The sequence below is a fragment of the Acinetobacter sp. CIP 64.2 genome (genome assembly GCF_000369645.1).
Classification (GTDB): Bacteria; Pseudomonadota; Gammaproteobacteria; order Pseudomonadales; family Moraxellaceae; genus Acinetobacter.
Window position 1 is genome coordinate 369,068 of sequence record NZ_KB850120.1, and the last position, 24,673, is coordinate 393,740.

Below are 24,673 nucleotides of genomic sequence, written 5' to 3' on the forward strand. Positions count from 1 at the left end.
GAGATTTAGGATATGCAGTTCAGGTTATTCTTACAGCTTGTTAGTGTAGGAGTTTTATTGAGTTTTGGCTTGATTGCGTGTGATAGTCGTCATCCAGATCCAGTAAAGCAACAAGCCCAGACGCAACCAAGTCGTAATGCAAGTGAAGTGCTTGCAGATGAACAGGGACAAAGTGAATCTGATGCGCAGGGCGTGTCACTCACTCAAGTGGCAGGACAAGCGACATTACCGTATTCTGCCGATCGTAAACATAACTTGAGTCAACCTTCTGAAGCAGACCTCATTTATGCGGGGCGTTATCATGCACGTATTCCATGTAGTGATGCTTTTGCGGGTTGTGTGAATAATGAGAAAGAAGCAGAATATATTCTGAATTTAATGGATGATGGCTCTGTATTCTGGACCAATACCAGTTTTAGCCGTCTAGGTTCAGATCCGTCACGCAACACTGCCAAGATCGAGCAGACCTGTAAGCAGGTACAGTGGCATGTGCATAAAGAATTGAATGAAATTATGATTCGTTGTGATGCTGCGGATGTTAATTTGTATTATCAGATTAATCCGAATCAGGATCTGGTTTTAGATCTGGATAAAATCTGGAATGGCGACAACGGGCGTAACCGTAAGTTCTTTAAAGACTACCCATTTCCACAGCAGGCTTATGTTTTTAAGAAAGCGGAATAATATTTCCCCAATAAAAAAGAGCGCATTAAGCGCTCTTTTTTATTGCAGCTGCAATTAGTAATCGAAGCTGAAGTGTTCAGGTGCAAGCGATGTCAAAGTACGAGATGTCGTCACCATTGCTTCTGCATGACCTTGTGCACGTGGCAATAAACGGTCAAAGTAGAAATCGGCGACTTTGATTTTTGCTTTATAGAATTCAGGGGTTTCGCTGCCGTTACCTGCTTCTAATTTCTCAGAAGCAACCACTGCTTGTTGTGCCCAGAAGTAAGCCATCATCACATAGCCTGAGAACATCAAGAAATCAACCGAAGCTGAAGAAACGATGTCACGGTCTTTACGTGCAGCAAGCATGATACGAACGGTTAAAGTATTCCATTGTGCGCAAAGCTTAGTTAAGTCCCAAGCAAAACGGCGAAGGTACTTATTACGTGCGTGCGTTGCACAGAACTTCAAGATTTCAGCAGTGTAGTCACGAACCACTTTACCTTTCGAGCTGAGTAGCACTTTACGGCCAATCAAGTCCAGTGCCTGAATCCCCGTCGTCCCTTCATACAAAGTAGAGATACGTGCATCACGTGCGATTTGTTCCATACCCCATTCACGGATATAGCCATGACCGCCGTATACTTGCATACCGTGGTTGGCTGCTTCTAAGCCAAGCTCAGTCAGGAAACCTTTTAAGATTGGGGTGTAGAAACCGAGTTTGTCATCATAAGCTTCATACGCTGCTTGATCACCACTCACCAGAGCATCTGTCATTTTGTCTGCAAGTTTTGCTGCATGATAGATCATTGAACGACCACCTTCAGCAATCGCTTTTTGCGTCAATAACATACGACGAACGTCAGCATGGTGAATGATTGCATCACCTACACGCTCAGGTTCTTTCTTGCCAGAAAGGGCACGCATAGACATACGGTCTTTCGCATACGGTAAAGCGCCTTGGAATGAAAGTTCAGCGTGCGCAATCCCTTGAACTGCGGTACCGATACGTGCAGTGTTCATAAAGGTAAACATCGCGTGTAAACCTTTGTTGATTTCACCGATCAGATAACCTGTAGCATTGTCAAAGTTCAGCACGGCTGTTGCAGATGCTTTGATCCCCATCTTGTGTTCGATTGATCCACAAGAAACGGTATTGCGTTCACCTACACCGCCATCCGCAGTCGGGATGAATTTAGGTACGATGAATAGAGAAATACCACGTGTACCTGCTGGCGCATCTGGAAGACGAGCTAATACGATGTGGATGATGTTCTCAGTTAAATCATGCTCACCGGCAGAGATGAAGATTTTAGTCCCAGAGATTTTGTATGTACCATCAGCAGCAGGTTCTGCTTTGGTTTTTACTTGGCCTAAGTCTGTACCACATTGCGGTTCAGTTAAGCACATGGTGCCTGACCAAGTCCCTTCAACCAGTTTAGGCATATAGGTATTTTTTTGCTCGTCTGTACCGAACTGCATGATGGTATTCATACAGCCTGTGCTCAAACCTGGATACATGGTGAATGACCAGTTAGCCGTTCCCATCATTTCAGATTTGATCAGGTTTAAAGACATCGGCAAGCCTTGACCACCAAACTCTTCTGGATAAGAAAGACCTTGCCACCCACCCATGACGAATTGGTCATACGCTTCTTTAAAACCTTTTGGTGTTGTCACTTCGCCATTGTTAAAGGTACAGCCTTCTTCATCACCTGATTGATTGAGTGGAGAAAGTACGTTTTCGCAATAATCTGCCGCACCTTCAAGAATCATATCCACTGTTTCAGCATCCGCATTTTGACCACTTGTCAAAGTTTGGTAATGTGCTGGATAATCTAACATTTCGTTCATTAAGAAACGAATATCACGGAGCGGGGCTTTATAAGCTGGCATAATCTTAATCCTGTATTTGAATCATTTTGGATTATCTGTTTCGATACTTTGATTATTCACAATGCTGATAAAAATACATTGATAATCACTAGGGAAAAGAATGTCAGAAAAGCGAATTTCCTTGAAGGCTAGTTCTTAGAAAAACCACATTTCTGTTGCGGTGAAAACTGAAATGAAATGTGAAAATTACTCAATTTTAGAATTGAAAATATAATGATATAAAGGTGTTTGGTAAAGCTATGCGTCTAAAATATTTAACTTTATGTTTAATGGGGCTGAGTCTCTCAGCATGTTCTCAACATGTCATTAAAACCAATACAGCTTCGGCAGGTCTGGAACAAAAGGCCATCAATAGCATCAATGCGATATATGAATATCCGAGTTATGATTATCGTGGAAAATTTAAAATCCAGATAGAGTCTGACCAGACTAAAAGTAAGGCAAAAGAAGACAATTCAGCTTTAGATGCAGCAGTGAAGCAAAAAATAGATCAATACTTAAGAGATCAGAAGGTCAATTTAAACAACCGGCAGAAACAGGCTTTGTATGTGGCGTTGGCACAAGAGCAAAAAGGTTATGGCCGATCTAAAGCTGATAAATTCACCGAAATTATGGCCAATGTGCTGAATGATATGCAGTTTGAATATGATGGTTCAGTACATTATCGTCAGAAAGTTGGATCATTTAATTTAACCGCACGTTATGAGAAGCCAACCCTGTTAGTTCAGGCGAAAGTACCGATGGTGCTTGATTTGAACAATTATAAGTTTTACATCAATTACTTTGCTTTGATGCCATATTTGGTCAATAAAGAAAATCAAAATAATCTTGCCTATTTGGATTTTTCTAAATACCAGCATTTGTTCAAGCAAGTGGATTACAAAAAATTTGCTGAATACGTGAAAGCTTCCAGTGCCGTGTATTATCGCCTTGCAGATCCACATAATATTCAGGCTTTATCGGTTTCTTCTGCTGATCAGGCTGCAGGAGTTGTAGAGAAAATCCGCTTAAAAAGTTCGATTGAAGAACTGATTTTACAAGCGAATTTGTATAGTAAAGTCAATGAAAAATACTTTATGCAAAGTGTTCTCAATATCAAAGAACAGAACCTGGAAAAGTTGATTGCCAGTGAGGTGGATGCTGCGAGCCCATCTAAATCAGCAAAAACAGCTTCATTGTTGGATAAGAAAAATTCAGCGGATGATGCCAGTGTTGTGAGTCAGGAACTGTATCGTCTGGTGAATCAGCATTTTGGTGTGGAGGATACCGAAGAGGATACGGTTGATGGGAGTACAGATGCGGCGGAAGACGCAACACAAGCAGCTCAGGTGACTGATGCTGAGGCTTCAGTTGCAATGGCAGATGATGAGGAAGTGGGTTTAAGCAAAGAGCAATGTACAGCATTGCAAAGCGTAACAAAAGCGACCTATGGCGATGCACAGTATTGCCAAAGTGTGTATGACATTGATGTTTTTGGTGGGCAGAAAGCAGAATCAGGTTTCTTGGATTATATTGCCAAACTGCAAACGGTAGAAAAACAGTTTGCTGCATATGATCAAAATCAATTTATTGATGATCAGGCATTTAAGGCACTTTGGGTTAAGCATCAAGCGGATATTGTCAAAGCCTTACCACCAGTTGAAAAACGAAATCCATTTATTATGGATGTTGGCTTGGATGCTCAAGGCCGCGCGGTTAAATTAGACTATGATTTGAACTATGGCTTATCTGAATTGAAGTCACGTTTTAGTGTCAAAGCTGATATGTTGATTTCAAATTATGGCAAAGCGACACCAATTGATCAGGTGCAATTGAAACGTGCGAAGACTTGGGCTGAAACAAGCAAGGGATCAATGCTGGAACAAGCTGTAAATAGCTTCTCTGAGAAATTAGGTCAGACGGGTGTCCAAGAGCGTTCAGCAGAGCCGTATAGCCTGTCTTTGGAAGATCAACTCAAAGTGATTGCTGAGCAACGTTATGATGCAACGCACGCCTATGAAGCAACTTATAAAGCCGTATTCATTGCGAAATTAACGGAAAGCACACCACAACTTGTACAGCGTTATTCAAGCCAAGAGCTGCAAGAAATTGCCAGCGTGTACACATATTGGTATGCCAGTGAAGACGACTATAATCCAGAAGGTAAGGCCCTGCAAAATATAGAGGCTTTACAGAAGAAGCATCATCTTGAAAATGAAGGCCAGTTCGATGACAAATTAGGTCAAGCGGTGAATCGTATTGTAGTGGATGCGATGCATGGCGATAAAGACCGTCAGGCGTGGAAAAAACTTCAGTCGCAATATAAACAGCCGCAACAGTTATTTGCCAAGCAATATCAAATCCAGTTCGAACAGCAAAATGGTGCTTCAAATGAGGAAAAAGTCTTGCTTGGACAAACGGCTAACATCTTGGGACAAGTGTACGTGGATGCACGTAAGAATAAACTGTCTGAAAAATCAATACAGTCTTTAAAAATCGAACATAACGAATTTATTGATTATGAGATTTTTAAACAGGTATATCAGAAGATGCTGACCGTGAAATAATTTCTTTATCCCCCCAATAAAAAACCTGCAAAGTGCAGGTTTTTTATTTTTGTATTTTGATGATTATAAAAAGTCATTTAACTCTGGTTTTACTCCGTTCCAGATCGAAAATGCTTCAATCGCTTGCCCCACCAGCATCCCAAAACCATCAGTAGAGGGGACTTGGCGTTGTTTGGCCTGATCTAGAAAGCTCGAGGGTTTGCCATAAGCCATTTCATAAGCATGATGAAATACTAAATTTTCAGGGAGTTGAAGCGGATCACCAGTTAAACTTGCAGAGGTTGCATTAATGACAAAATCAAACTCGCCCGTTAACTGATCTAAGCCAATCGCTTTAAGCTGAGTTTGTGGAACAGCATCTTTTAAATCGTCAACCAGTTGTTCAGCACGGGCGAGGGTACGGTTGGCAATCACAATCTGTTTTGCACCTGCCTGCACCAGCGGATAAATGACACCACGGGTTGCACCACCTGCACCTAAAATTAAAATACGACTCTCTTTAAGTTCCCAACTTAAAGCCTGAATCGCTGCAACCAAGCCTTGACCATCAGTATTATCACCATACAGTTTGCCGTCCTGCATCCACAAGGTATTGACGGCTTTGGCAATCTTGGCACGTTCAGTCAGTTGGTCGCAAAGGGAAAAGGCTTGTTCTTTAAAAGGTACGGTGACATTCATGCCGATGCCGTTGTGTGCAAAGAAATCTTTTACAGCACTTTCGAAACCATCTAAGGCTGCAAGAATTTTTTTATAGTGTAGATCGATCCCAGTTTTTGCTGCAAACGCATGATGAAGCTCAGGTGAGCGGGATTGTTCAATCGGATTTCCAATAACAGCAAATTGTTTGGTCATGAGTGATTCACCAATATCATGAGAATGATCAAGGAATATGTTGAGTTGTTTAGCGATCTATAGTGTCGGTAAACCAATTGATTTGCCGTAATCCTTCTATGGCTTGAAAATCTTTGGTATTCCGAGTGACTAGAATTAAGCCCTGAGCCATCGCAATAGCTGCAATCTGTCCATCAACAAAAGGAATATTAATTCCCATTTTCTGAGTTTGTATTCTAATTTCTGCATGGATTTTTGCAGCTTGCGCATCATAATCCAAAATCGGAATCAGACTCACCACATCATGTAAAAATTTTGTGATGAGCTGCTTGCGTTGTCCATCAGGCATTCTCAACCAGCCAAAGCGTAATTCATGCCAGACGATACTTGAAATCGAAATTTCATGTTGCGCGACATAAAATTGTTGTAAAACGGCTGAGTTCGGTTGAGGTTTAGCCAATTCAGAAATGATATTGGTATCAAGTAAATAACTGATTTGGCTTACCATGAAAACTCACGTCCTTGGCTAGTGTCTCGTTCAGTTTGAAAGTCAGTATTCTCAGTATTTAATTCTTGAAGTGCTTGTTGATGCCAGTTTTCCCAAGCCTGCATGAAGTTTTCTGGCTCACCTTGTAATTTTTTATATTCAGAATAAGAAATAAGAACAGCCGAAGTATGCCCATGTTGGGCAATAAAGGTTCTTTGACCCTGTTGGCTTTGCTGAATTAATTTAGCGAGATTCGCTCGGGCATGTGTAAATGAGATATTAGACATTTTTAATCCTTTTTATTGTACATTTTTATTGTACATTTTTAAGGGTGGAAATGTCTATTTCAATAATCAAAAAAATCCCTAATAGAAATATTAGGGATTGCCGCTTTTTACTTCTGCAAACTCAACCAATCTCTTGGTTTTAGATAATAATCGGTAAGACGTTTTTCTGCTGAGTCCGCATCCCACTCAGGGCGATACGACCAACCTGCCAGATTAGGTAAGCTGACCAAAATTGATTCAATACGCCCACCTGTTTGTAAGCCAAACAAGGTACCACGGTCATAAACCAAATTATATTCGACATAACGACCACGACGATACAGCTGGAACTCACGTTGTGCTTCGGTATACGGCTGCTCACGGTGCTTTTCAAAAATTGGCAAGATCGCTGCTAAATAACCATTACCCACGGCTTGAATGTATTTAAAGCAGGTTTCGAAATCCCATTGATTTAAATCATCAAAGAATAGACCACCCACGCCACGCTGTTCATCACGATGCTTTAGATAGAAATAGTCATCACACCATTGCTTATGTTCCGCATAAACCGTGTCGCCAAAGGGCTGACACAGGTCATACGCAGTTTGGTGCCAGTTAAGAACATCTTGCTCGTCAGGATAGAAAGGGGTTAAATCAAAACCACCACCAAACCACCACACTGGATCTTGACCTTCAGGCTCAGCGACAAATAAGCGAACATTGGCATGCGAAGTTGGGATATGTGGATTTTTCGGGTGAATCACCAGCGATACGCCCAACGCTTGTGCCTTTGCGCCCGCAATTTGTGGATGACGTTCAGTCGCAGAAGCGGGCAGTTTACTGATGTTGATGTGGGAAAACATCACCCCACCTTTTTCAATCACTTCACCATTTTGCAAAACACGAGAGCGGCCACCGCCACCTTCGGTTCGTTGCCAATCATCAATGATAAACTCAGCGGCGCCACCGCCTGCACGTTCCTGTTGCTCTAGTCCTGCACAAATCCGTGCCTGTAGATCGAGTAAAAACTCACGAACACGTTGAATATCAGCTGAAGTTGGGTGCTGCATGATGATCCTCGTAAAGTGATCTAGGAATAGGCTATATCAAAACATAAAACCCATAAAAAAAGTAAGGGATTTTTGTTTTTTACAATAAAAATCCCTTAACTGACTTATTTTTAAACGTTCTATAAAGTGAATTAGAAGTCATCTTTTTTATAAAGATGATCCATACGCTCACGCTTGGTCTTTAAATATTGTTCATTGAATGGATTGCGGCCCACGGTTAAAGGAACTCGATCAACTACATTGATGCCTAAATCAGTCAGAGCCTTTAATTTCAAAGGATTATTGGTGATTAATTTCACTTCTTTTACTTGCAGATGATCGAGCATAATGCTGCACATATCATAGCGACGTGCATCAGCAGGCAAGTTCAATAGCAGGTTGGCATCAACGGTGTCATGACCTTGATCTTGCAAGGCATAGGCACGGATTTTATTGGTTAAGCCAATGCCTCGACCTTCCTGACGTAAATATAAAATCACGCCTTGACCTGCGTCATTAATCAAACGTTGAGTCGCCTGTAATTGTGGTCCGCAATCGCATTTAAGCGAAGCAAAGGCATCACCCGTCAAACATTCAGAGTGGATACGCACCAGTACGGGCTTATCTGGAGCAGTTTCTAAACCTTTAGAAAGCGCCACATGTTCTTCACCCGTTTCAGGGTCTTGAAACACGGAAATATTGAAGTCACCAAAAGCGGTTGGTAGCTTTGATGTTGCAATAAATTCAATCGGCACAGAGAACTCACTATGATAATAAAAACAGTCTGAGTATAGCTCAATGTATGAAGATTGCGTGAATTGGAATTTCTGATTTTTCACATAAGTTTTTCTTTTTCATATAAAGCACACAATAATGGTTGATAAACAGTGACATAATTCAGGATAATCTGCGAGCCAGTCATTAAGATTGACATGCAAATGTTCAGCACTGCGTCATTTGCACATGTGGCTGATTGAAGGTAGATCATATTTAATTGTATGATTGCCCCCATTTAACCCAGCTTCGGATTTGCCAGGCTTAAAAAGGCTTTGCCACATTATGTTGTATACCGAAATTCCAACTCAACGTCCTGTTACGCCATTGTTAGATGGAATTGATCATCCACAACAATTACGTCAGCTCGAACAAAGTCAGCTCGAACAGGTGGCGGATGAGTTACGTCAATATATTTTGTATGCAGCAGGACAAAGTGGTGGACACTTTGGTGCTAATTTAGGGGTGATCGAACTGACGGTTGCCTTGCATTATTGTTTTAACACGCCTGATGATCGTTTGGTGTGGGATGTGGGCCATCAAGCTTATCCACATAAAGTACTGACAGGACGCCGTGAACGTATTAGCACCATTCGCAGCAAGAATGGCTTGGCTGCATTCCCTGCACGTGATGAATCTGAGTTTGATACGTTTGGTGTCGGTCACTCATCGACTGCTATCTCAGCAGGTCTGGGCATGGCATTGGCACGTCGTTATCAAAAAGATCCATGTGATGTAGTGGCGATTGTGGGAGATGGTGCAATGACTGCGGGAATGGCCTTTGAAGCCATGAATGATGCAGTTGCCCATAATGCCGATCTCATCGTCGTGCTGAATGACAATGATATGTCGATCTCTTGTAGTACTGGTGGTTTTGCCAAACATCTGGCAGCCATTTGGGAAACAGGGCAACTGGTCAATGTGAATGAACAGGGTGAAGCCTATGTTCAACCTCATCCAAAGTGGACCTATAATTCACGTTTGCATCAATCTGCGACAGATGCCGCTGATAATTTATTTAAAGCAATCGGTTTTGATTATTTCGGCCCATTTGACGGACATGATGTGGAACAACTGTCACAGGTTTTCCATGCACTTAAAAAACGTAAAGGTCCACGCCTAGTTCATATTTATACCAAAAAAGGTAAAGGTTTTGCGCCTGCGGAAGCAGATCCGATTACCTATCATGCCATTACTAAAATTGCACCCGCTTCAGCAGCACCCGTAAAAAAATCACCACCTAAATACTCAGATGTATTTGGGCAATGGCTATGTGATGAGGCTGCTCAAGATGAACGTCTGCTTGCGATTACACCGGCGATGTGCGAAGGCTCAGGCATGGTTAAATTTGCACAGCAATATCCTGAACGTTTCTTTGATGTTGCGATTGCTGAACAACATGCAGTGACTTTAGCGGCGGGTATGGCGTGTGAAGGGTTAAAACCGGTTGTTGCGATTTATTCAACCTTCTTGCAACGTGGTTACGATCAGTTGATTCACGATGTTGCCTTGCAGAATCTTGATGTCACTTTTGGTATTGATCGTGCAGGTTTGGTGGGTGAAGATGGTCCAACCCATGCAGGGGCATATGACTATGCGTATATGCGTACTGTACCAAACATGGTCATTATGGCACCGAAAGATGAAAATGAATGTCGTCAAATGCTACATACCGCGTATCTGTATAAAGGTCCAACGGCGGTACGTTATCCGCGTGGTGCAGGTACAGGTGTTGAAATTCAACAGCAGATGACTGCTTTAGACATTGGTAAAGCTGAAATCGTGGCTGAATTCAATCCAGATGCTGAACAACAGATTAGTGTCCTTGCCTTTGGTAGCCGTGTTGCAGCGTCTATTGATGCTGCTGAACAGTTTGCTCATAAACATGCGATTGGTGTGCGTGTGGTAAATATGCGTTTTGTGAAACCACTAGACGAGCAAATTATTCGTGATCTTGCTGAAAGTACCCAATTGTTTGTGACGGTTGAAGAGCATGCGGTGATGGCTGGTGCGGGCAGTGCGGTGAATGAATTTCTGGCACAAGCACGTATTCTTAAGCCGATTTTGAACCTGGGTTTACCAGATAGCTTCTTACATCAAGCGACGCATCAACAAATGTTGCATGATTGTGGCTTAGATGGACAAGGAATTCTGGCTTCAATTGAACAAGTTTGGTTTTAATGTATAAGTTCATGTAAAAGCGAAAATAATTTTTCGCAACATTTTTCCCCTAAAAGCGCTTATATTTGCTAGAATATACGCGCTTTTATGCATTATTCTTTGTCAAAATCTTCAAATTTGTAGTGGGTGTTCAATGGAACCTATGGTGGTTATGGCTGCGCGTGCGGCTCAAACAGTTGGTCAAGAGCTTTTAAAGGCACATCAGAATCGTCATAAACTCGATTTACAAGTTGAAGAAAAAGGCATTGATGGTCCAGTAACGCGTGTTGATCGTTACCTGGAAGAATTGACAATTGAAACGCTTCGTAAAAGTTATAAAAACCACAGCTTCCTTGGTGAAGAGTTTGGTATGCAAGAAGGTAAAGGTCACGATGCAGATTGGTGCTGGGTGATTGATCCTTTAGATGGTACGCAAAACTTTATCAACGGCTTTCCGCATTTCTGTATTTCGATTGCTGTACAACATAAAGGTGTGACTCAACACGGTGTGATTTATGATCCAGTCCGTGATGAATTATTCTCTGCTAGCCGTGGTCGCGGTGCAGTCATGAATCAACGCCGTATTCGTGTCAATGTAAAAGATAGCTTGGAAAATACTTTCCTTGCTGTCGGTCATCCGTACCGTGCAAAGCGCAATGGTGAAATCGTTTCTTATGCAGAACAGCATTTCGCTTCATTATTGGCTGTAACTAAAGCAGGCGCACAAATCCGTCGCGGTGGTTCTGCTGCATTAGATTTGGCTTATGTTGCTGCTGGTCGTTTTGATGGTTTCTTTGAATTAGGCTTAAAACCGTGGGATATCGCTGCGGGTGAGTTAATTGTGAAAGAAGCAGGTGGTGTTGTGGTTGATGCGCGTGGCGGTAGTGAATCATTTGACAATGGTCAAGTGCTTGCATGTTCGCTTAAAATGTTAAAACCATTGATGCAAGCCGTTGTCCCAGCTTGGGGTGATGCTGCAAAATAATTTGTAGATGTCAAAAAAGCTCTCAATATTTGAGGGCTTTTTATTTTGGAGAAATTTTTGCAGATTCAGAGTGAGCTTTATTGACATGAATTGTGGTTAAAATTCTGAAAATTATTTGAGAACGAAAACAAGATCTAATGGATGGGTCTTTGAGTTTTAACTTACTGATATTTTGAATTAAAGAGTTAAAAACCTATTGAAGAATGTGGGTGTATTTATTGGTGTGATCGAAGTTGGAAGGCCAATAAAAAACTTACCGCATAGAAAAACCAACTAAAAAACGTGACTTTTAAAATTATTCTGCTATAATCCGCCAACGCACTTAAATTCCAGTTCATTACCTGAACATTCAGTTCTATTCATATTAGCGCACGCTGTCCATAGAGAGGACCACATCTTGCGCCCAAATCGCTTAGCGATTCTTCAGGTTGAGGCAGTAATCAAGCGTGCGTTTAGTCCACATCGTCGTTATTCGGATCGCCGCTGAATTTCATCTATTTTCAGCTTGAGTCGCTTTGCCGCTTGTTGCCGATGTCTATTTTTTGTATTTATTAAAATGGAGCACCCTTTAGGGTGAAACTCTCTATGAGCAAAACTTTTGCCGAATTTTCTTTGCACGAAACTTTACAACAAGCCCTAGAAGGTTTGGGTTTTACTACGCCAACTCCTGTGCAAGAACAAGCGATTCCAGCTGCGTTAGAAGGAAAAGATTTATTGGTTTCAAGCCAGACTGGTTCTGGTAAAACAGCAGCATTCTTACTTCCTACATTAAACGCGTTAGCGGGTCAGGAAACTTTCGTGCCATTTAAAGAGCGCATGAAAGCTGTCACCCAGCCGACAATTTTAGTTATCTCTCCTACACGTGAATTGGCTCAACAAGTTAGCCAAGACGCGATTGCATTTGTACGTCACATGAAAGGTGTTCGTATTGCTGCAATTATGGGGGGTATGCCTTTTGGTAAACAAATCCAACAGCTTAAAGGTGCACAAGTAGTTGTTGCGACTCCAGGTCGTTTACTTGACCTTGTAAACCGTCGTCAATTAAAGCTTGATAAAGTTGAATCTTTAATCGTTGACGAAGCTGACCGTATGCTTGATCTTGGCTTTGCTGAAGATTTAGAAGCGATTGGTGAATTAGCTGCTAACCGTAACCAAACGTTGATGTTCTCTGCAACTTTTGCAGATCGTATTATCCGTCTTGCTGAACGCATGATGAATGATCCACAACGTATTGCGATTGAAACGGGTCACAGCACCAACACTGATGTAACGCAAACATTACATTGGACGGATGGTTTTGAACACAAGAAAAAATTATTAACACATTGGTTGTCTGATGAGTCAGTAGACCAAGCTGTTGTGTTTGCAAGTACCCAAGAAGATACTGATATGCTGGCTGAAGAGTTGGCTGAAGCAGGTCACTCTGTTGTTGCGTTGCATGGTGCGATGCCACAAACAGTGCGTAACCGTCGTTTACGCAGCATCCGTGAAGGTCGTGCAAAAATCTTGGTTGCAACTGACGTAGCAGCACGTGGTTTAGACGTACCAACAATTTCACACGTCATTAACTTCGGTTTACCGATGAAAAACGAAGACTATGTACACCGTATTGGTCGTACAGGTCGTGCGGGTCGTACAGGTCAAGCTGTGACTTTAGCAACCTATCGTGAGCGTGGTAAAATCCGTGCTTTAGAAGATTACTTAGATGCACGTTTAAATGTATCTGAAATCGAAGGTTTAGAGCCATCTCCACCTCCTGCACGTTCAGGCCGTGATGGCGGTGGTCGTGGTCGCGGTGGTCGTGATGGCGGCGGTCGTGGTCGAGGCGGTTTCGGCGGTGGTCGTCGTTTTGAAGGTGAAGGTAACTTCAAACGTCGTGAAGGCGGTGATGATCGTCCACGTCGTAGCTTCGATGACAAACCTCGTGGCGAACGTCCATCATTTGGTGGTGAAGATCGTCCACGTCGCGAATTTAATTCAGATCGTCCACGCCGTGAAGGTGGTTTCGAAGACCGTCCACGTCGCGAGTTCAACTCTGATCGTCCACGCCGTGAAGGTGGTTTTGAAGACCGTCCACGCCGTGAGTTCAATTCAGATCGCCCACGTCGTGAAGGTGGTTTTGATGATCGTCCAAAGCGTAGCTTCGGTGGTGAAGACCGTCCACGTCGCGAGTTCAACTCTGACCGTCCACGTCGTGAAGGTGGCTTCAATGATAAACCACGTTTTGATTCGAATGATGACAACCGTGGCAACCGTGTAGACTACAAACCACGTCGTGAAGGTAGCTTCGGTGACCGTCCAAAACGTGATTTTGGTGATCGTCCACAACGTGAAGGTGGCTTCGGCGATCGTCCAAAGCGTAGCTTTGGTGATGACCGTCCAAAACGTAGTTTCGGTGGTGATGATCGTCCAAAACGTAAGTTTGGTAGCGATGACCGCCCAGCACGTGGTTCACGTGAAGAAACTTTCGGTGGCGACCGTCGTCGCAAAAACGATTTTTAATCGTTAAAAACCGATAAAAACAAGAAGCCAGTTGAAAAACTGGCTTTTTTATTTTGTCTTAGTCATGTAAAATCTAAAAAATGTGTACTAATTCAAACTTTATATAAGAAATGAATAAGATTGAGCAAAATAACAGTCTTTTGAGTCAATTGTGGTCTTTCATGTGTAGTGAAGGATTACCATGTCTATTTGTGATCTTGATGCTCTGTAATGGTTTATTTTTCGCTTATGCGCTTTTTGATAGGAATCATTCAGACACGTATAAGGTGAGTTCTCAACATACGATGAAGCAAACTGATTCAAAGAATAACTACATAAATTAAATAATCTTGATACATCGTTTATCAAAATAAAAACAAGCGTTTAATGTTTCAGTGTATAGTATGCGTGCATAAAAAGTGCAGGAAAGAATGCCATTATGAATAACAAATCTCCTCTCGATAGCGAAGCCTTAATTGAAGTTAAAAACTTGAGCTTTAATCGAGGAGAACGCGTCATTTATGACGATATCAGCCTTAAAATTAGACGTGGTCAAATTACTGCCATTATGGGCCCATCAGGTACAGGCAAGACAACTTTATTACGTTTAATTGGTGGGCAGCTCAGTCCTGACCAAGGTGAAATTCTGCTTGATGGTAAAAATATTGCCACCATGTCTCGTCATGAGTTATTTGCTGCCCGTGCGCGTATGGGGATGCTATTTCAGAGTGGGGCATTATTTACCGATATGTCCGCTTACGAAAATGTCGCTTTTCCGATTCGTGCACATACCCAATTGCCTGAACATCTGATAGCTGAGCTGGTTGGCTTAAAACTGGAGTCTGTTGGCTTGCGAGGGGCTGAGCAATTGATGCCATCGGAGCTATCAGGCGGTATGAATCGTCGTGTCGCATTGGCGCGTGCAATCGCACTTGATCCTGAATTGATTATGTATGATGAGCCTTTTGCGGGCCAAGACCCGATTGTAATGGGGGTCTTAACGCGTTTAATTCGTTCTTTACGCGAAGCTCTGGATTTGACGACCATTATTGTTTCACATGATGTCGCAGAGACGCTTTCAATTGCCGATTATATTTATGTGGTTGCAGAAGGGAAAATTCAGGGAGAAGGTTCGCCTGAACAATTAAAAAATCATGCCTCACCTTTTGTTCGGCAATTTTTGACAGGTTCGGCTGAGGGTCCTGTTGAATATCAATTTACTCACCAAGCATATTTAGATAACGAGGTTCGTCCATGAATGCGATTGCCTGGTTAGGTAGACTCGTTATTGAGCGGATAAAGGGGATTGGTGCTGCGGCATTGATGCTCCTGCAAGTTTTATTTTCTATGCCATCGAAAGGTGGTTTTCAGCGTTTTATCTATCAGATGTATCGTGTTGGGGTCATGTCGCTGCTGATTATTGCTGTTTCAGGCTTATTTATCGGCGCTGTTCTTGGCTTACAGATGTATAGCATTCTTGTTACATTTGGTAGTGAGGCAATGCTAGGTACTGCAATTTCATTAACACTTTTGCGTGAATTGGCTTCGGTTGTTGCGGCCTTATTGTTTGCGGGTCGGGCAGGCTCTGCTTTAACAGCTGAAATTGGTTCCATGAAACAGAGTGAACAACTTGCCAGTATGGAAATGATTGGGGTTGATCCACTTCGACAAATCGTATCACCACGATTATGGGCGGGGATCATCAGTTTACCGATGCTCACCGTGATTTTTGCAACCATTGGTATTGTTGGTGGCAAGCTGGTGGGTGTTGATTTTTTAGGTGCGGATGAAGGGTCGTTTTGGAGTGGAATGCAAAACAGTGTGCAATTCTGGCATGACATTTTCAATGGTACCATCATCAAAAGCATTGTCTTTGCTTTAATTTGTACATGGGTAGCGGTCTATCAAGGTTATGCTTGTGACCCGACGCCAGAAGGGATTGCGACTGCGATGACGAGAACGGTGGTCTATTCTTCTCTTTGTGTATTAGGTTTTGATTTCGTGTTGACTGCGGTCATGTTCGGAGGGATTTAATGAAATCACGTACTAGTGAGCTGGCCGTAGGTATTTTTGTCATTATCTTCGGTATCGCTCTTTTTTTTCTTGCGATGAAAGTCAGTGGCTTAGTGGGTACTAATTTACGTGATAGCTATAGCATGACAGCACAGTTTGATAACGTAAATGGTTTAAAACCACGTGCAAAAGTGACGATGAGCGGTGTGACCATTGGTCGCGTTGAATCGATTACATTGGATCCTGTAACACGTTTGGCAACAGTGAAATTTGATCTGGATGGCAAGTTGACCAGCTTTAACCCGGAACAGTTGAAAGAAGTTCAGAAAAATGCACTTGAAGAATTGCATTACAGCTCTGATTATCAACAAGCTGATGCGGCGAAACAAAAAGAAATGGAACAGCAACTTATCAGCAACATGACCTCCATCACCAGTTTGGATGAAGATGCTTATATAATGATTGCAACCAATGGTCTTTTAGGTGAAAAATATTTGAAAGTTGTCCCAGGTGGTGGTGTGCATTACTTGAAACGTGGTGATGTGGTTTCAAATACCCAAGGTACAATGGATTTAGAAGATTTAATCAGTAAATTTATTACTGGTGGCGTTGGTAAAGCCACATCTAGCTCAACAGCTCCCGAAGGTTCAGCTTCACAACCAGCTGCTGTTGGTACAGAACCATCTTTCGTTGAGTAATTCAGGTTAGGAGATTGAAGTGAAAACATTATTGAAACAAACGCTAACAGCAAGCGTATTATCTACTATGCTTGCAAGTGCAGCATTTGCAGCACCAACAGAGACCCCACCTGATTTCGTGAAGCGTGTGGCTGATGGCTTGATTACACGTCTAAAAGCAGATAATGCCAAATTACAGAACAACCCGACGTTGGTAAGATCGATTATCCGTCAAAATCTTGATCCGTATGTAGATTCACAAGCGTTTACACGTATTGTATTGGGTACATATGCGAATAACCAATATACAACTGCGGCACAACGTGCACAGTTTGAGAAGAATTTCCGTGAAGTAATTATCGAAAACTATGGCGGTGCTTTTGCGAAATATACCAATGAAAGCTACACCATGCGTCCGTTTAAATCGACCAACAGTAAGAATCCTGTGGTAACTTTAGACTTCTTGCATAACGGCGAGAAAATTCCTGTATCGTTCCAGTTAACCGACAACGGTAGTCAGTGGAAAGTACGCAATATCAATGTGTCTGGTATTGATTTAGGTTTGCAATTCCGCAACCAGTTTGCTGCAACAGTGCAACGTAGTGGCGGTGATATCAATAAAGCGATTGCAACATTTAAACCAGATGCAGATGCTGCGGTTAGCAAAAAGTAAGGAGGTGACGGGTGATTCAGTATATTGATCAGCAACTTATCGTTTCGAAAACGATTAATTTTGCCAATGCAGAACAGATTTATCAGGCTGGCTTAAAGCATATTCAACAACATAAGAATTTTCCTTTAGTGGTTGATTTGTCTCAGTTAGAACAGGGTAATACTTTATCTTTGGCGGTATTGGTGCAATGGTTGCGTCAAACACCAGACAATAAAGGGCTGCATTTTAAAAATGTGTCTGAGAAAATGCTGAATATCATTCAGGCTTGCCATTTACAAGATGATTTGAAGCTTATTTAATCACAATTTTGTAGATCTAAAAAAAGCACCATTCGGTGCTTTTTTTATTAAATCCACTTTTTCCAACGGAAATAAATGGTGGGCCCAATTAGGAAAGTCAGTACTAAAGTAATAACAATTCCAAAACTGGTAGCTCCATGGGCAAAAGGCAATACTTCAGTGTTCATACCATAGATACTGGCGATCAGCATGGGCGGTGCAAGCATACTGGGTAAGATCGAGAAACGTTTAAAAGTTTCATTCATCTCGGTATTGGCAAAACCAGTGGTAATATCCAGTAAGAATTTGAGTTTTTGAAACAAGAAGGTGTTGTGCTCTAGCAGGGAACGAACATCCTCACTCATTTCTCGGATATCAGCATCGTAAATATGACTGCCTAAAGCACGTGGCCGGGATAAGAAAGATAAGACACGGCGCAGATCGGTAAGGCAGAGCTGTGCTTTCCCTAACATATCTTCTTGATGCGCCAGTCGTGTAATCATATCGTCTAAATCTAGAATTTGTTCACGATGATGATCGTTTAGAACTTCGGCAGAATATTCTTCTAGATATTTATGCGTATCTTCCAGAATATCTGAAAGCTCATCGAGTTTGGACTCAAGTAGGCCTAATAAAATCCAGACTGGTTCTTTATAATCGATACTGTAGTCGTTGCGCCTTGCTCTAGCTCGAAAGGCGCGAAAGGCCACGAGTTTTTCACCACGCAAGGTGATGAGTTGTTTTTTGTCGAGTAAAAAAGCGACGGTGTGCACAGTTGCTGCGAGAGTATTCTCCAGATCATCCTGTTCACGGTCAGATTGTAAATTTTTATTCTTTGTTAAAAAATATGTGCTGATATGCAAAATTCCATCATCATCACGGTAAAATCGTGCGGATGAGGAGATGTCTTCTAGTGACTTTAATGTGGGGAGGTTCCGCTCATAAGCATCAAAGATCCATTGTTGTTCTTCTTGTGATGGAGCAATAAGATCGATCCAAACCAAATCAGGGTGGAGGTCGAAACTTCCGTTGATGGTTGCGTCCTCAAGACTACCGCGCTCTGTGGCATAAAAGGCTTCAAGCATGTCTTTTTTCCTTGCGCAGTCCAGGTAAAGTTTCAGTCTGTTACCGAAAGCATGTATTTTAGACAAGGATGAGATGAAAAACACTTGCCTAAACGTTAATTTCACAAAAATTTTGTTACATAGCCTACTTTATCAGCATGACAGTTATATAAAACGGTTTTAATGGTATGAATTCAATCTGTATTTTCTGTGGTTCTTCTCTTGGTAATGATCCAATTTATCAACACATGGCGCAAGCAACGGGTCAGGCTATTGCAGCACAAGGAAAAACCTTGGTTTATGGTGGTGCTCGTTCTGGTCTGATGGGTGTGGTGGCCGATAGCGCTTTGCAGGCTGGTGGTCGCGTCATTGGTGTAATTCCCGATGCACTGGTTGACCGTGAGCTAGCTCACCAAGGTTTAACCGAGTTGCATATCGTCAATAATATGCATGAGCGTAAAACCAAAATGGCTGAATTGTCTGATGCTTTTGTCGCATTGCCTGGAGGCGCAGGAACATTGGAAGAAATTTTTGAACAATGGACGTGGAGTCAGTTGGGAATTCATCAAAAACCTTGTGCATTTTTAAATGTTGATGGCTTTTACGACGACTTGATCAAAATGATCCAAGGCTCTGTAGCTCGTGGTTTTAGTCAGGCCCGTTTTGTGGATAGCTTGATTTTGGCGGAGCAGATTGAAGCGATTCTTGCTGCATTTTCGAATTACCAGCCTGTGACCCCCAAATGGATGTCAACGACTGAAATTCAGGCCTAAGGAGCAATTTGTGAAAATCATAACTGTGGCAGCAGCCGTTATTTTGAATGAACAAAATCAATTGCTCTTGGTCCGTAAACGAAATACCTATGCTTTTATGCAAGTCGGCGGAAAGCTTGAAGCGGATGAAGCACCGGAGATCACGCTGCAACGTGAGATTCTGGAAGAAATTGGTTGCGAATCTGAGATCCAGCAGTTTATTGGAAAGTTTGAAACCGCTGCGGCTAATGAACCTGATCATGTATTGGTGAGTTATGTATATGCGGTTGAATTAAAACAGACACCAAAAATTGCCGCTGAAATTGCAGAAATGAAATGGATTGAGTTGAGTGACCGATCTACCGTGTTGGCGCCACTGACTAAAGAAGTTGTGATTCCGTGGTGTTTGCAGCAACAAATGAATGTGTATGTTTGATTTGGGCGGCTGCTACGCAGGCACTGTAAATGTGTTGGCAGCCGAGTTGTTTTAAAACATCAGATAACGCACTGATTGAACTACCTGTCGTGACGACGTCATCGACAATCAGGACGCGACGATAACGAATCTGATTCGATGCTGCTGCAAGAAATTGCTGTTCGATGTTTTCCAGTCGCTCTAACCGTGACAAGCCTTTTTGTGAGTGTTGGGCTAAGCGTTGTACGGGTTGCCAGATTGGTACATTCAAGTGTTTGCTTATGGCTTGGGCGAGTAAAAGGGCTTGATTAAAGCCGCGCTCTGCTAAGCGATCGGTTGAAATGGGCATCGGCACAATGGCATGAATCTTGGGCAGTTGCAGTTGCAGCAATAACCCGCTCAATAAGCGTTGATGCTGTAGTTTCTGCTCGTATTTGAATTGTTGAATCATCCTGTCAATTGGATAGCCATAATGACAGGCAACGAAGACCTGTTGCTGATGCCGTTCAATTGATTGTTTTAACCACGGTAGCTGTTGCCAACAGCTTTGACAAACGCCAAAGTGCCGTTTTATTCCAATATCACACAAACTGCATGGGGTGAAATAATCCAACAACTGTTGGGTGGATGTCCTGAGGCGTTTAAACATAAGCATATCTTGGTGCTTCAGGCAGCCAGCGTTTGAGCAGGCCATCGGCATGTTGTGGGTAGTCTTTCAGGACCTGTTCAGCCACATAATGTGCTTGTGTGAGTAAGTGGTCGTCCCGTTCTAAGCGGGCGACCCGAAAGCCCATATCTCCGGTTTGTTTGGTACCGAGTAATTCCCCCGGACCTCGAATCTCCAAATCTTTTTCTGCAATCACAAAGCCATCATTACTTTCACGTAATATTGAAAGCCGTTCCTGACCATTCTGAGATAAGGGGGTTTTATAGAGCAGCGCGCAGAAGCTAGCCGTGGCACCACGTCCTACTCGACCTCTTAATTGATGCAGTTGCGAAAGGCCTAAACGTTCTGCATTCTCAATCACCATAATTGAAGCATTCGGCACATCGACACCCACTTCAATCACTGTGGTGGCAATTAATAGTCGTAATTGGTTTTCCTTAAAGGCTTGCATCACCGTTTGCTTTTCATCGGCTTTCATTTTGCCGTGTACCAGTCCAATATTGATGTCAGGAAAACGTTCTTTAATCTCTTGGTATGTTGCTTCCGCGGCTTGAGCATCGAGCGTTTCGGATTGTTCGACCAAGGTACAGACCCAATAGGCCTGTTTACCTTCACGACAATTTGTCGCGATGCGCTGTAATACCTGTTCACGACGTTCTAATGGAATGGTTAGGGTTTGGATCGGGGTGCGGCCGGGTGGCAGTTCATCAATAATCGAGGTGTCGAGGTCACCATAGGCACTCATGGCCAGTGTCCGAGGGATTGGAGTTGCAGTCATCACCAGTTGATGTGGTGTAAACTGGTCAGCACCTTTATTGCGTAAAGCAAGCCGTTGGTCAACACCAAAACGATGTTGTTCGTCAATAATCACCAAGCCAAGTTTGGAGAATCCAACCGTATCTTGGAACAAGGCATGGGTTCCGACAATCAGTTGGGCGTGACCTTCTTTAATTTGTTGTTCAGCGAGGGTGCGGGCTTTACCTTTTTGTTTGCCTGATAGCCAGGCGACTTGAATACCCAAAGGTTCAAACCAGCGCTTGAAGTTTAAATAATGTTGTTCAGCTAAAATTTCGGTGGGTGCCATTAAAGCCACTTGCCAATCGGCTTCGAGCGCATGACAGGCTGCAACAGCTGCGACCAGTGTTTTACCTGCACCAACATCGCCTTGGACCAGACGCAACATTGGTTGATCCTGTTTTAGGTCCTGCAAGATTTCCTTTGACACTCGCTTTTGCGCATTGGTCATTTGAAAGGGGAGTGCTTCCAATAACTTCTTGGCGAGTATTTTGCTGCTACTAAAGCGTGGCGCTGCAATCTGGCGAATATAGGCACGCCGTGTCAGTAGGCTGATTTGATGGGCAACCAGTTCTTCAAAAATCAGACGCTGCTGTGCCGGATGTGAACCCTGATTGAGTTGCAGCATATTGGCATCAATCGGTGGTTCATGAATATAGTGTAAGGCCTGTTTCAGTTCATAGCCGTTGCTGTATTGACTTGGCAATAATTCTGGCAGGTGATCACTATGATGTTTGAGCGCTTGGCGCACATATTCACGCAGTTTGGGTTGTGTGAGTCCTTCAGTACTAGGATAAATTGCGGTCAGTTGGGTCTTCGGTAAAGCGCTATGCTGCTGGATCACCTGAATTTCAGGATGATATAACTCTAGACCCCGTGCACCAACACGGACTTCACCAAAAATTCGTAACCGTTGTCCCATCTGGATACGATCAGTGAGACCTTTATAAATATGATAAAAGCGTAAGGTGACCTTGCCAAAATCATCCTGTAGCAATGCGGCGAGGGATTTCTTTTTCCCTGGCGGGAAATCGACCGAGCGAACTTCACCTTCAAGCAAATAGCTGCGCCCAACGACCAGCTGATTCATTGGAATAATAGTGCTACGATCTTCATAGTCACGGGGCAGATGAAACAATAGATCATCCGTGCTAAAAATATGAAGCTTTTCTAAGAGGGTCGCTGCGGCAGCACCAACGCCTTGTAATTGCTGAACTGATGTCATCTCTGGTCAAAGGTGTGTATGCATATTTTATTTATTGGTTATGGTAAAACATCTCAGCGTGTTGCTAAACACTTATTTGAGCAAGGTCACCACATTAGCACAATTAGTCGCAGTGAAAAAACAGATTGTTACGCGACGCATTATCTTCAGGATATTCACCAACTTGATTTAACCAGGCTACCGCCTATTGATGTGGTCTATGTACTGCTTGCACCTGCACAAAGTGGGATTGAGGCTTATCAGCAGACTTATGTTGAGACTATCGTACCGATGGTTGAAGCGCTCAAAACCCATCCTGTACAGCGTATTGTGATTGTCTCCTCAACTCGGGTCTATGGCGAAAATGCGGGGGAGCGGATAGATGATGAATCCGAGATTCGACCTGCGGATGCACAAGGGCATGTGCTTCGTAAGATGGAGTTACTGTGGCAAGCGCATTATCCACAGCAAAGCATTATTGTTCGCCCCACTGGAATTTATGGCAGTTCAATTGTCCGATTAAAAAAAATGGCTGAACAGAGCCAGACCTACCCAGCTGTGCATTTTAGTAATCGAATTCATATTGATGATTTGGCCAAGTTCTTAGCTTTATTGATTAATTTGTCTAAAGTTGAAAAGAGCTATATTGTCAGTAACAATCAGCCATTAGCCATGCATGAAATTCTGTTATGGTTTCAGCAACAGTTAAATTTACCTGCTTTAAAACTCTTGTCACAACAACCTACAGGCAAACGGATTTATGCAACCCGATTAGTTGAAACAGGATTCCGATTTGACCATTTGATTTGCTTTAATGACTATGCAGCGGCGTTATTGGCACATAGTAATGAAGAATAATTCGATTAGACTGTAAAGAACATTTAAAGAGTTGCGATGTATTTTGAATATTAAATACTAACACATTCCGTAAAGGAACTGCCTGAATTGAGCACATGGTTTGCGGCGAGGCGTAGAGGTAATACATGAGAAAAATAATTTGCATGATCCTATTTGGATGGATCACAACCAGTAGTTGGGCGACAGAGCAGTCATGGTGTGTCTTTGATCCTTTAAATACACAGGGTGATATTAGTCGTCGCTTACAAGATATTCGTCTGTATGCACTCCAAAATCAAGTTCAACTGAAATTTCAAACCTTTAAGGATGAAAAAGAGGCGATACAGGCCTTTGATCAGGGTAAATGTTCAGGTCTGGTCGCGTCGAACTTTAATACCTATCGCTATAATCAGTTTATGGGGACAACCGGGGGGATTGGACTGATTCCGAATAATCGTGTTGCTCGTGTATTCCTGCAGTTATTAAATAATAAAAATGTTGAAAAGCGTATGGTGGGCACGAACTATGAAGTGCTTGGCATGATCCCGATTGGTACAGCCTATATGATCATGAATACGCAACAGATTAATAAAGTGTCTCAGCTAAAGAATAAAACCATTGGGATTCTGGAGAATAATCCACCACAGCAGGCACTGGTACAGAGTGTTGGCGCCAAACCTGTCTATGTTGATTTTTCTAATGCGGTAGATTCCTTTAAGCAGAAAAAAATTGATATTTTGGCTGCACCTGCGTATGGGATATTGCCGTATAACTTGAAAAAAGAATTCGGTGAATCAACTCAAGTGGTCAATTTCCCAGTCGCTTACTTTGCGATGAATATCGTGATTCGACCACAAGCCTACCCAAAGGGCTTTGGTCGACTGGTACGGTCCTGGTTTGTACGCAATAGCAGTATACTGGCTGCGCAAGCCATTCAATGGGAAAACCATTTACCTGCTTATTATTGGGCTGATATTTCAAGCTATGAAAAGCAGGGCTATGATGCCATGGTGGTCAAGATTAGCAAGCGTTATGTCGATTCGGGCTATTACGATGCCTATTTTGTTGAACTGATTAGACGATTACGTTGTTTGGATGATCCCAAATATCTGGAATGCCGCAATAAATAGTCATTAAAGAAAAAGGCAACCGAAGTT

The 24,673-nt window shown here is 42.6% G+C and carries 23 protein-coding genes; 14 read left to right on the forward strand and 9 right to left on the reverse strand.

Annotated elements, in window-relative coordinates:
• The first annotated feature begins 12 nt into the window (after nucleotides 1–12).
• Complete coding sequence (locus F895_RS16970) at nucleotides 13–684, forward strand: hypothetical protein (RefSeq protein WP_005238514.1); 672 nt, start codon at nucleotides 13–15, stop codon at nucleotides 682–684.
• Nucleotides 685–738: 54 nt separating this feature from the next.
• Here the strand turns inward: F895_RS16970 and F895_RS16965 are convergent, their stop codons facing one another.
• Nucleotides 739–2,562 carry an acyl-CoA dehydrogenase C-terminal domain-containing protein gene (locus F895_RS16965; protein ID WP_005238515.1) on the reverse strand — a complete coding sequence of 608 codons (1,824 nt, stop codon included), beginning with the start codon at nucleotides 2,560–2,562 and terminating at the stop codon, nucleotides 739–741.
• Nucleotides 2,563–2,801: 239 nt separating this feature from the next.
• On the opposite strand from F895_RS16965, the gene F895_RS16960 reads away from it, so the two are divergent.
• Nucleotides 2,802–5,108 carry a hypothetical protein gene (locus F895_RS16960; protein ID WP_005238516.1) on the forward strand — a complete coding sequence of 769 codons (2,307 nt, stop codon included), beginning with the start codon at nucleotides 2,802–2,804 and terminating at the stop codon, nucleotides 5,106–5,108.
• Nucleotides 5,109–5,171: 63 nt separating this feature from the next.
• On the opposite strand, the gene aroE is transcribed toward F895_RS16960, so the two are convergent.
• From aroE to ribA, 5 genes are all read right to left on the reverse strand, one after another.
• Entirely contained in the window at nucleotides 5,172–5,960 is a 789-nt protein-coding gene (gene aroE / locus F895_RS16955; RefSeq protein ID WP_005238517.1) for a shikimate dehydrogenase, read from the reverse strand.
• A 49-nt stretch (nucleotides 5,961–6,009) separates the two neighbouring features.
• Nucleotides 6,010–6,447 carry a type II toxin-antitoxin system VapC family toxin gene (locus F895_RS16950; protein WP_005238518.1) on the reverse strand — a complete coding sequence of 146 codons (438 nt, stop codon included), beginning with the start codon at nucleotides 6,445–6,447 and terminating at the stop codon, nucleotides 6,010–6,012.
• On the reverse strand, nucleotides 6,441–6,713 hold the full coding sequence (locus F895_RS16945; RefSeq protein ID WP_005238519.1) for a type II toxin-antitoxin system Phd/YefM family antitoxin: 273 nt from the start codon (nucleotides 6,711–6,713) through the stop codon (nucleotides 6,441–6,443). The genes F895_RS16950 and F895_RS16945 overlap by 7 nt, the downstream gene beginning before the upstream one ends.
• A gap of 107 nt (nucleotides 6,714–6,820) precedes the next feature.
• The gene (hemF, locus tag F895_RS16940; RefSeq protein ID WP_005238520.1) at nucleotides 6,821–7,762 is read right to left on the reverse strand and encodes an oxygen-dependent coproporphyrinogen oxidase; all 942 of its coding nucleotides are present in this window, start codon (nucleotides 7,760–7,762) and stop codon (nucleotides 6,821–6,823) included.
• A 131-nt stretch (nucleotides 7,763–7,893) separates the two neighbouring features.
• Nucleotides 7,894–8,496, reverse strand: coding sequence for a GTP cyclohydrolase II (gene ribA, locus F895_RS16935; RefSeq protein WP_005238521.1), 603 nt, complete (start codon nucleotides 8,494–8,496; stop codon nucleotides 7,894–7,896).
• A gap of 304 nt (nucleotides 8,497–8,800) precedes the next feature.
• Between ribA and dxs the strand changes: the two genes are divergently transcribed.
• The 8 genes from dxs (at nucleotide 8,801) to F895_RS16895 (ending at nucleotide 17,803) form a co-directional block, all read left to right on the forward strand.
• On the forward strand, nucleotides 8,801–10,696 hold the full coding sequence (dxs, locus tag F895_RS16930) for a 1-deoxy-D-xylulose-5-phosphate synthase (RefSeq protein ID WP_005238522.1): 1,896 nt from the start codon (nucleotides 8,801–8,803) through the stop codon (nucleotides 10,694–10,696).
• 133 nt (nucleotides 10,697–10,829) lie between these two features.
• Nucleotides 10,830–11,660: an inositol monophosphatase family protein gene (locus F895_RS16925; RefSeq protein ID WP_005238523.1), complete on the forward strand. Its 831-nt coding sequence runs from the start codon at nucleotides 10,830–10,832 to the stop codon at nucleotides 11,658–11,660.
• Between the two features lie 585 nt (nucleotides 11,661–12,245).
• Nucleotides 12,246–14,162 (forward strand): DEAD/DEAH box helicase, encoded by a 1,917-nt coding sequence (locus tag F895_RS16920; RefSeq protein ID WP_005238525.1) that lies wholly within the window; start codon nucleotides 12,246–12,248, stop codon nucleotides 14,160–14,162.
• Between the two features lie 418 nt (nucleotides 14,163–14,580).
• Complete coding sequence (locus F895_RS16915; RefSeq protein ID WP_005238527.1) at nucleotides 14,581–15,399, forward strand: ABC transporter ATP-binding protein; 819 nt, start codon at nucleotides 14,581–14,583, stop codon at nucleotides 15,397–15,399.
• The gene (mlaE, locus tag F895_RS16910; RefSeq protein ID WP_005238529.1) at nucleotides 15,396–16,175 is read left to right on the forward strand and encodes a lipid asymmetry maintenance ABC transporter permease subunit MlaE; all 780 of its coding nucleotides are present in this window, start codon (nucleotides 15,396–15,398) and stop codon (nucleotides 16,173–16,175) included. The genes F895_RS16915 and mlaE overlap by 4 nt, the downstream gene beginning before the upstream one ends.
• Entirely contained in the window at nucleotides 16,175–16,852 is a 678-nt protein-coding gene (locus F895_RS16905) for an outer membrane lipid asymmetry maintenance protein MlaD (RefSeq protein ID WP_005238530.1), read from the forward strand. The genes mlaE and F895_RS16905 overlap by 1 nt, the downstream gene beginning before the upstream one ends.
• 19 nt (nucleotides 16,853–16,871) lie before the next feature.
• Nucleotides 16,872–17,504 carry an MlaC/ttg2D family ABC transporter substrate-binding protein gene (locus tag F895_RS16900; RefSeq protein WP_005238531.1) on the forward strand — a complete coding sequence of 211 codons (633 nt, stop codon included), beginning with the start codon at nucleotides 16,872–16,874 and terminating at the stop codon, nucleotides 17,502–17,504.
• 11 nt (nucleotides 17,505–17,515) lie between these two features.
• Nucleotides 17,516–17,803 (forward strand): STAS domain-containing protein, encoded by a 288-nt coding sequence (locus F895_RS16895; RefSeq protein ID WP_005238532.1) that lies wholly within the window; start codon nucleotides 17,516–17,518, stop codon nucleotides 17,801–17,803.
• A gap of 47 nt (nucleotides 17,804–17,850) precedes the next feature.
• Here the strand turns inward: F895_RS16895 and F895_RS16890 are convergent, their stop codons facing one another.
• A complete protein-coding gene (locus F895_RS16890) occupies nucleotides 17,851–18,867 on the reverse strand; it encodes a CorA family divalent cation transporter (RefSeq protein WP_005238533.1) in 1,017 nt (338 codons plus the stop codon).
• Nucleotides 18,868–19,034: 167 nt separating this feature from the next.
• Here F895_RS16890 and F895_RS16885 point away from each other — a divergent pair, with 167 nt between their 5' ends.
• Nucleotides 19,035–19,619 (forward strand): LOG family protein, encoded by a 585-nt coding sequence (locus F895_RS16885; RefSeq protein WP_005238534.1) that lies wholly within the window; start codon nucleotides 19,035–19,037, stop codon nucleotides 19,617–19,619.
• Between the two features lie 10 nt (nucleotides 19,620–19,629).
• Nucleotides 19,630–20,034, forward strand: a complete 405-nt coding sequence (locus F895_RS16880; RefSeq protein WP_005238538.1) for an NUDIX hydrolase — start codon at nucleotides 19,630–19,632, stop codon at nucleotides 20,032–20,034.
• On the opposite strand, the gene F895_RS16875 is transcribed toward F895_RS16880, so the two are convergent.
• Together F895_RS16875 and recG are read right to left on the reverse strand one after the other, a co-directional pair.
• Nucleotides 19,979–20,662 carry a ComF family protein gene (locus tag F895_RS16875; RefSeq protein WP_005238539.1) on the reverse strand — a complete coding sequence of 228 codons (684 nt, stop codon included), beginning with the start codon at nucleotides 20,660–20,662 and terminating at the stop codon, nucleotides 19,979–19,981. The genes F895_RS16880 and F895_RS16875 overlap by 56 nt on opposite strands.
• Nucleotides 20,655–22,700 (reverse strand): ATP-dependent DNA helicase RecG, encoded by a 2,046-nt coding sequence (recG, locus tag F895_RS16870; RefSeq protein WP_005238540.1) that lies wholly within the window; start codon nucleotides 22,698–22,700, stop codon nucleotides 20,655–20,657. The genes F895_RS16875 and recG overlap by 8 nt, the downstream gene beginning before the upstream one ends.
• Nucleotides 22,701–22,718: 18 nt before the next feature.
• Here recG and F895_RS16865 point away from each other — a divergent pair, with 18 nt between their 5' ends.
• Together F895_RS16865 and F895_RS16860 are read left to right on the forward strand one after the other, a co-directional pair.
• Complete coding sequence (locus tag F895_RS16865) at nucleotides 22,719–23,537, forward strand: NAD-dependent epimerase/dehydratase family protein (protein ID WP_005238542.1); 819 nt, start codon at nucleotides 22,719–22,721, stop codon at nucleotides 23,535–23,537.
• Nucleotides 23,538–23,662: 125 nt separating this feature from the next.
• On the forward strand, nucleotides 23,663–24,646 hold the full coding sequence (locus tag F895_RS16860; protein ID WP_005238544.1) for a putative solute-binding protein: 984 nt from the start codon (nucleotides 23,663–23,665) through the stop codon (nucleotides 24,644–24,646).
• Nucleotides 24,647–24,673: the final 27 nt, after the last annotated feature.

What these genes read in the sequence shown, in the direction of transcription:
- F895_RS16875 (WP_005238539.1), bottom strand. Translation starts at nt 20,662, where the DNA reads ATGTTTAAACGCCTCAGGACATCCACCCAACAGTTGTTGGATTATTTC.
- dxs (WP_005238522.1), top strand. Translation starts at nt 8,801, where the DNA reads ATGTTGTATACCGAAATTCCAACTCAACGTCCTGTTACGCCATTGTTA.
- F895_RS16860 (WP_005238544.1), top strand. Translation starts at nt 23,663, where the DNA reads ATGAGAAAAATAATTTGCATGATCCTATTTGGATGGATCACAACCAGT.
- F895_RS16925 (WP_005238523.1), top strand. Translation starts at nt 10,830, where the DNA reads ATGGAACCTATGGTGGTTATGGCTGCGCGTGCGGCTCAAACAGTTGGT.
- F895_RS16945 (WP_005238519.1), bottom strand. Translation starts at nt 6,713, where the DNA reads ATGTCTAATATCTCATTTACACATGCCCGAGCGAATCTCGCTAAATTA.
- F895_RS16960 (WP_005238516.1), top strand. Translation starts at nt 2,802, where the DNA reads ATGCGTCTAAAATATTTAACTTTATGTTTAATGGGGCTGAGTCTCTCA.
- F895_RS16970 (WP_005238514.1), top strand. Translation starts at nt 13, where the DNA reads ATGCAGTTCAGGTTATTCTTACAGCTTGTTAGTGTAGGAGTTTTATTG.
- recG (WP_005238540.1), bottom strand. Translation starts at nt 22,700, where the DNA reads ATGACATCAGTTCAGCAATTACAAGGCGTTGGTGCTGCCGCAGCGACC.
- F895_RS16915 (WP_005238527.1), top strand. Translation starts at nt 14,581, where the DNA reads ATGAATAACAAATCTCCTCTCGATAGCGAAGCCTTAATTGAAGTTAAA.
- F895_RS16950 (WP_005238518.1), bottom strand. Translation starts at nt 6,447, where the DNA reads ATGGTAAGCCAAATCAGTTATTTACTTGATACCAATATCATTTCTGAA.
- F895_RS16865 (WP_005238542.1), top strand. Translation starts at nt 22,719, where the DNA reads ATGCATATTTTATTTATTGGTTATGGTAAAACATCTCAGCGTGTTGCT.
- hemF (WP_005238520.1), bottom strand. Translation starts at nt 7,762, where the DNA reads ATGCAGCACCCAACTTCAGCTGATATTCAACGTGTTCGTGAGTTTTTA.
- F895_RS16905 (WP_005238530.1), top strand. Translation starts at nt 16,175, where the DNA reads ATGAAATCACGTACTAGTGAGCTGGCCGTAGGTATTTTTGTCATTATC.
- F895_RS16965 (WP_005238515.1), bottom strand. Translation starts at nt 2,562, where the DNA reads ATGCCAGCTTATAAAGCCCCGCTCCGTGATATTCGTTTCTTAATGAAC.
- aroE (WP_005238517.1), bottom strand. Translation starts at nt 5,960, where the DNA reads ATGACCAAACAATTTGCTGTTATTGGAAATCCGATTGAACAATCCCGC.
- F895_RS16885 (WP_005238534.1), top strand. Translation starts at nt 19,035, where the DNA reads ATGAATTCAATCTGTATTTTCTGTGGTTCTTCTCTTGGTAATGATCCA.
- mlaE (WP_005238529.1), top strand. Translation starts at nt 15,396, where the DNA reads ATGAATGCGATTGCCTGGTTAGGTAGACTCGTTATTGAGCGGATAAAG.
- F895_RS16890 (WP_005238533.1), bottom strand. Translation starts at nt 18,867, where the DNA reads ATGCTTGAAGCCTTTTATGCCACAGAGCGCGGTAGTCTTGAGGACGCA.
- F895_RS16920 (WP_005238525.1), top strand. Translation starts at nt 12,246, where the DNA reads ATGAGCAAAACTTTTGCCGAATTTTCTTTGCACGAAACTTTACAACAA.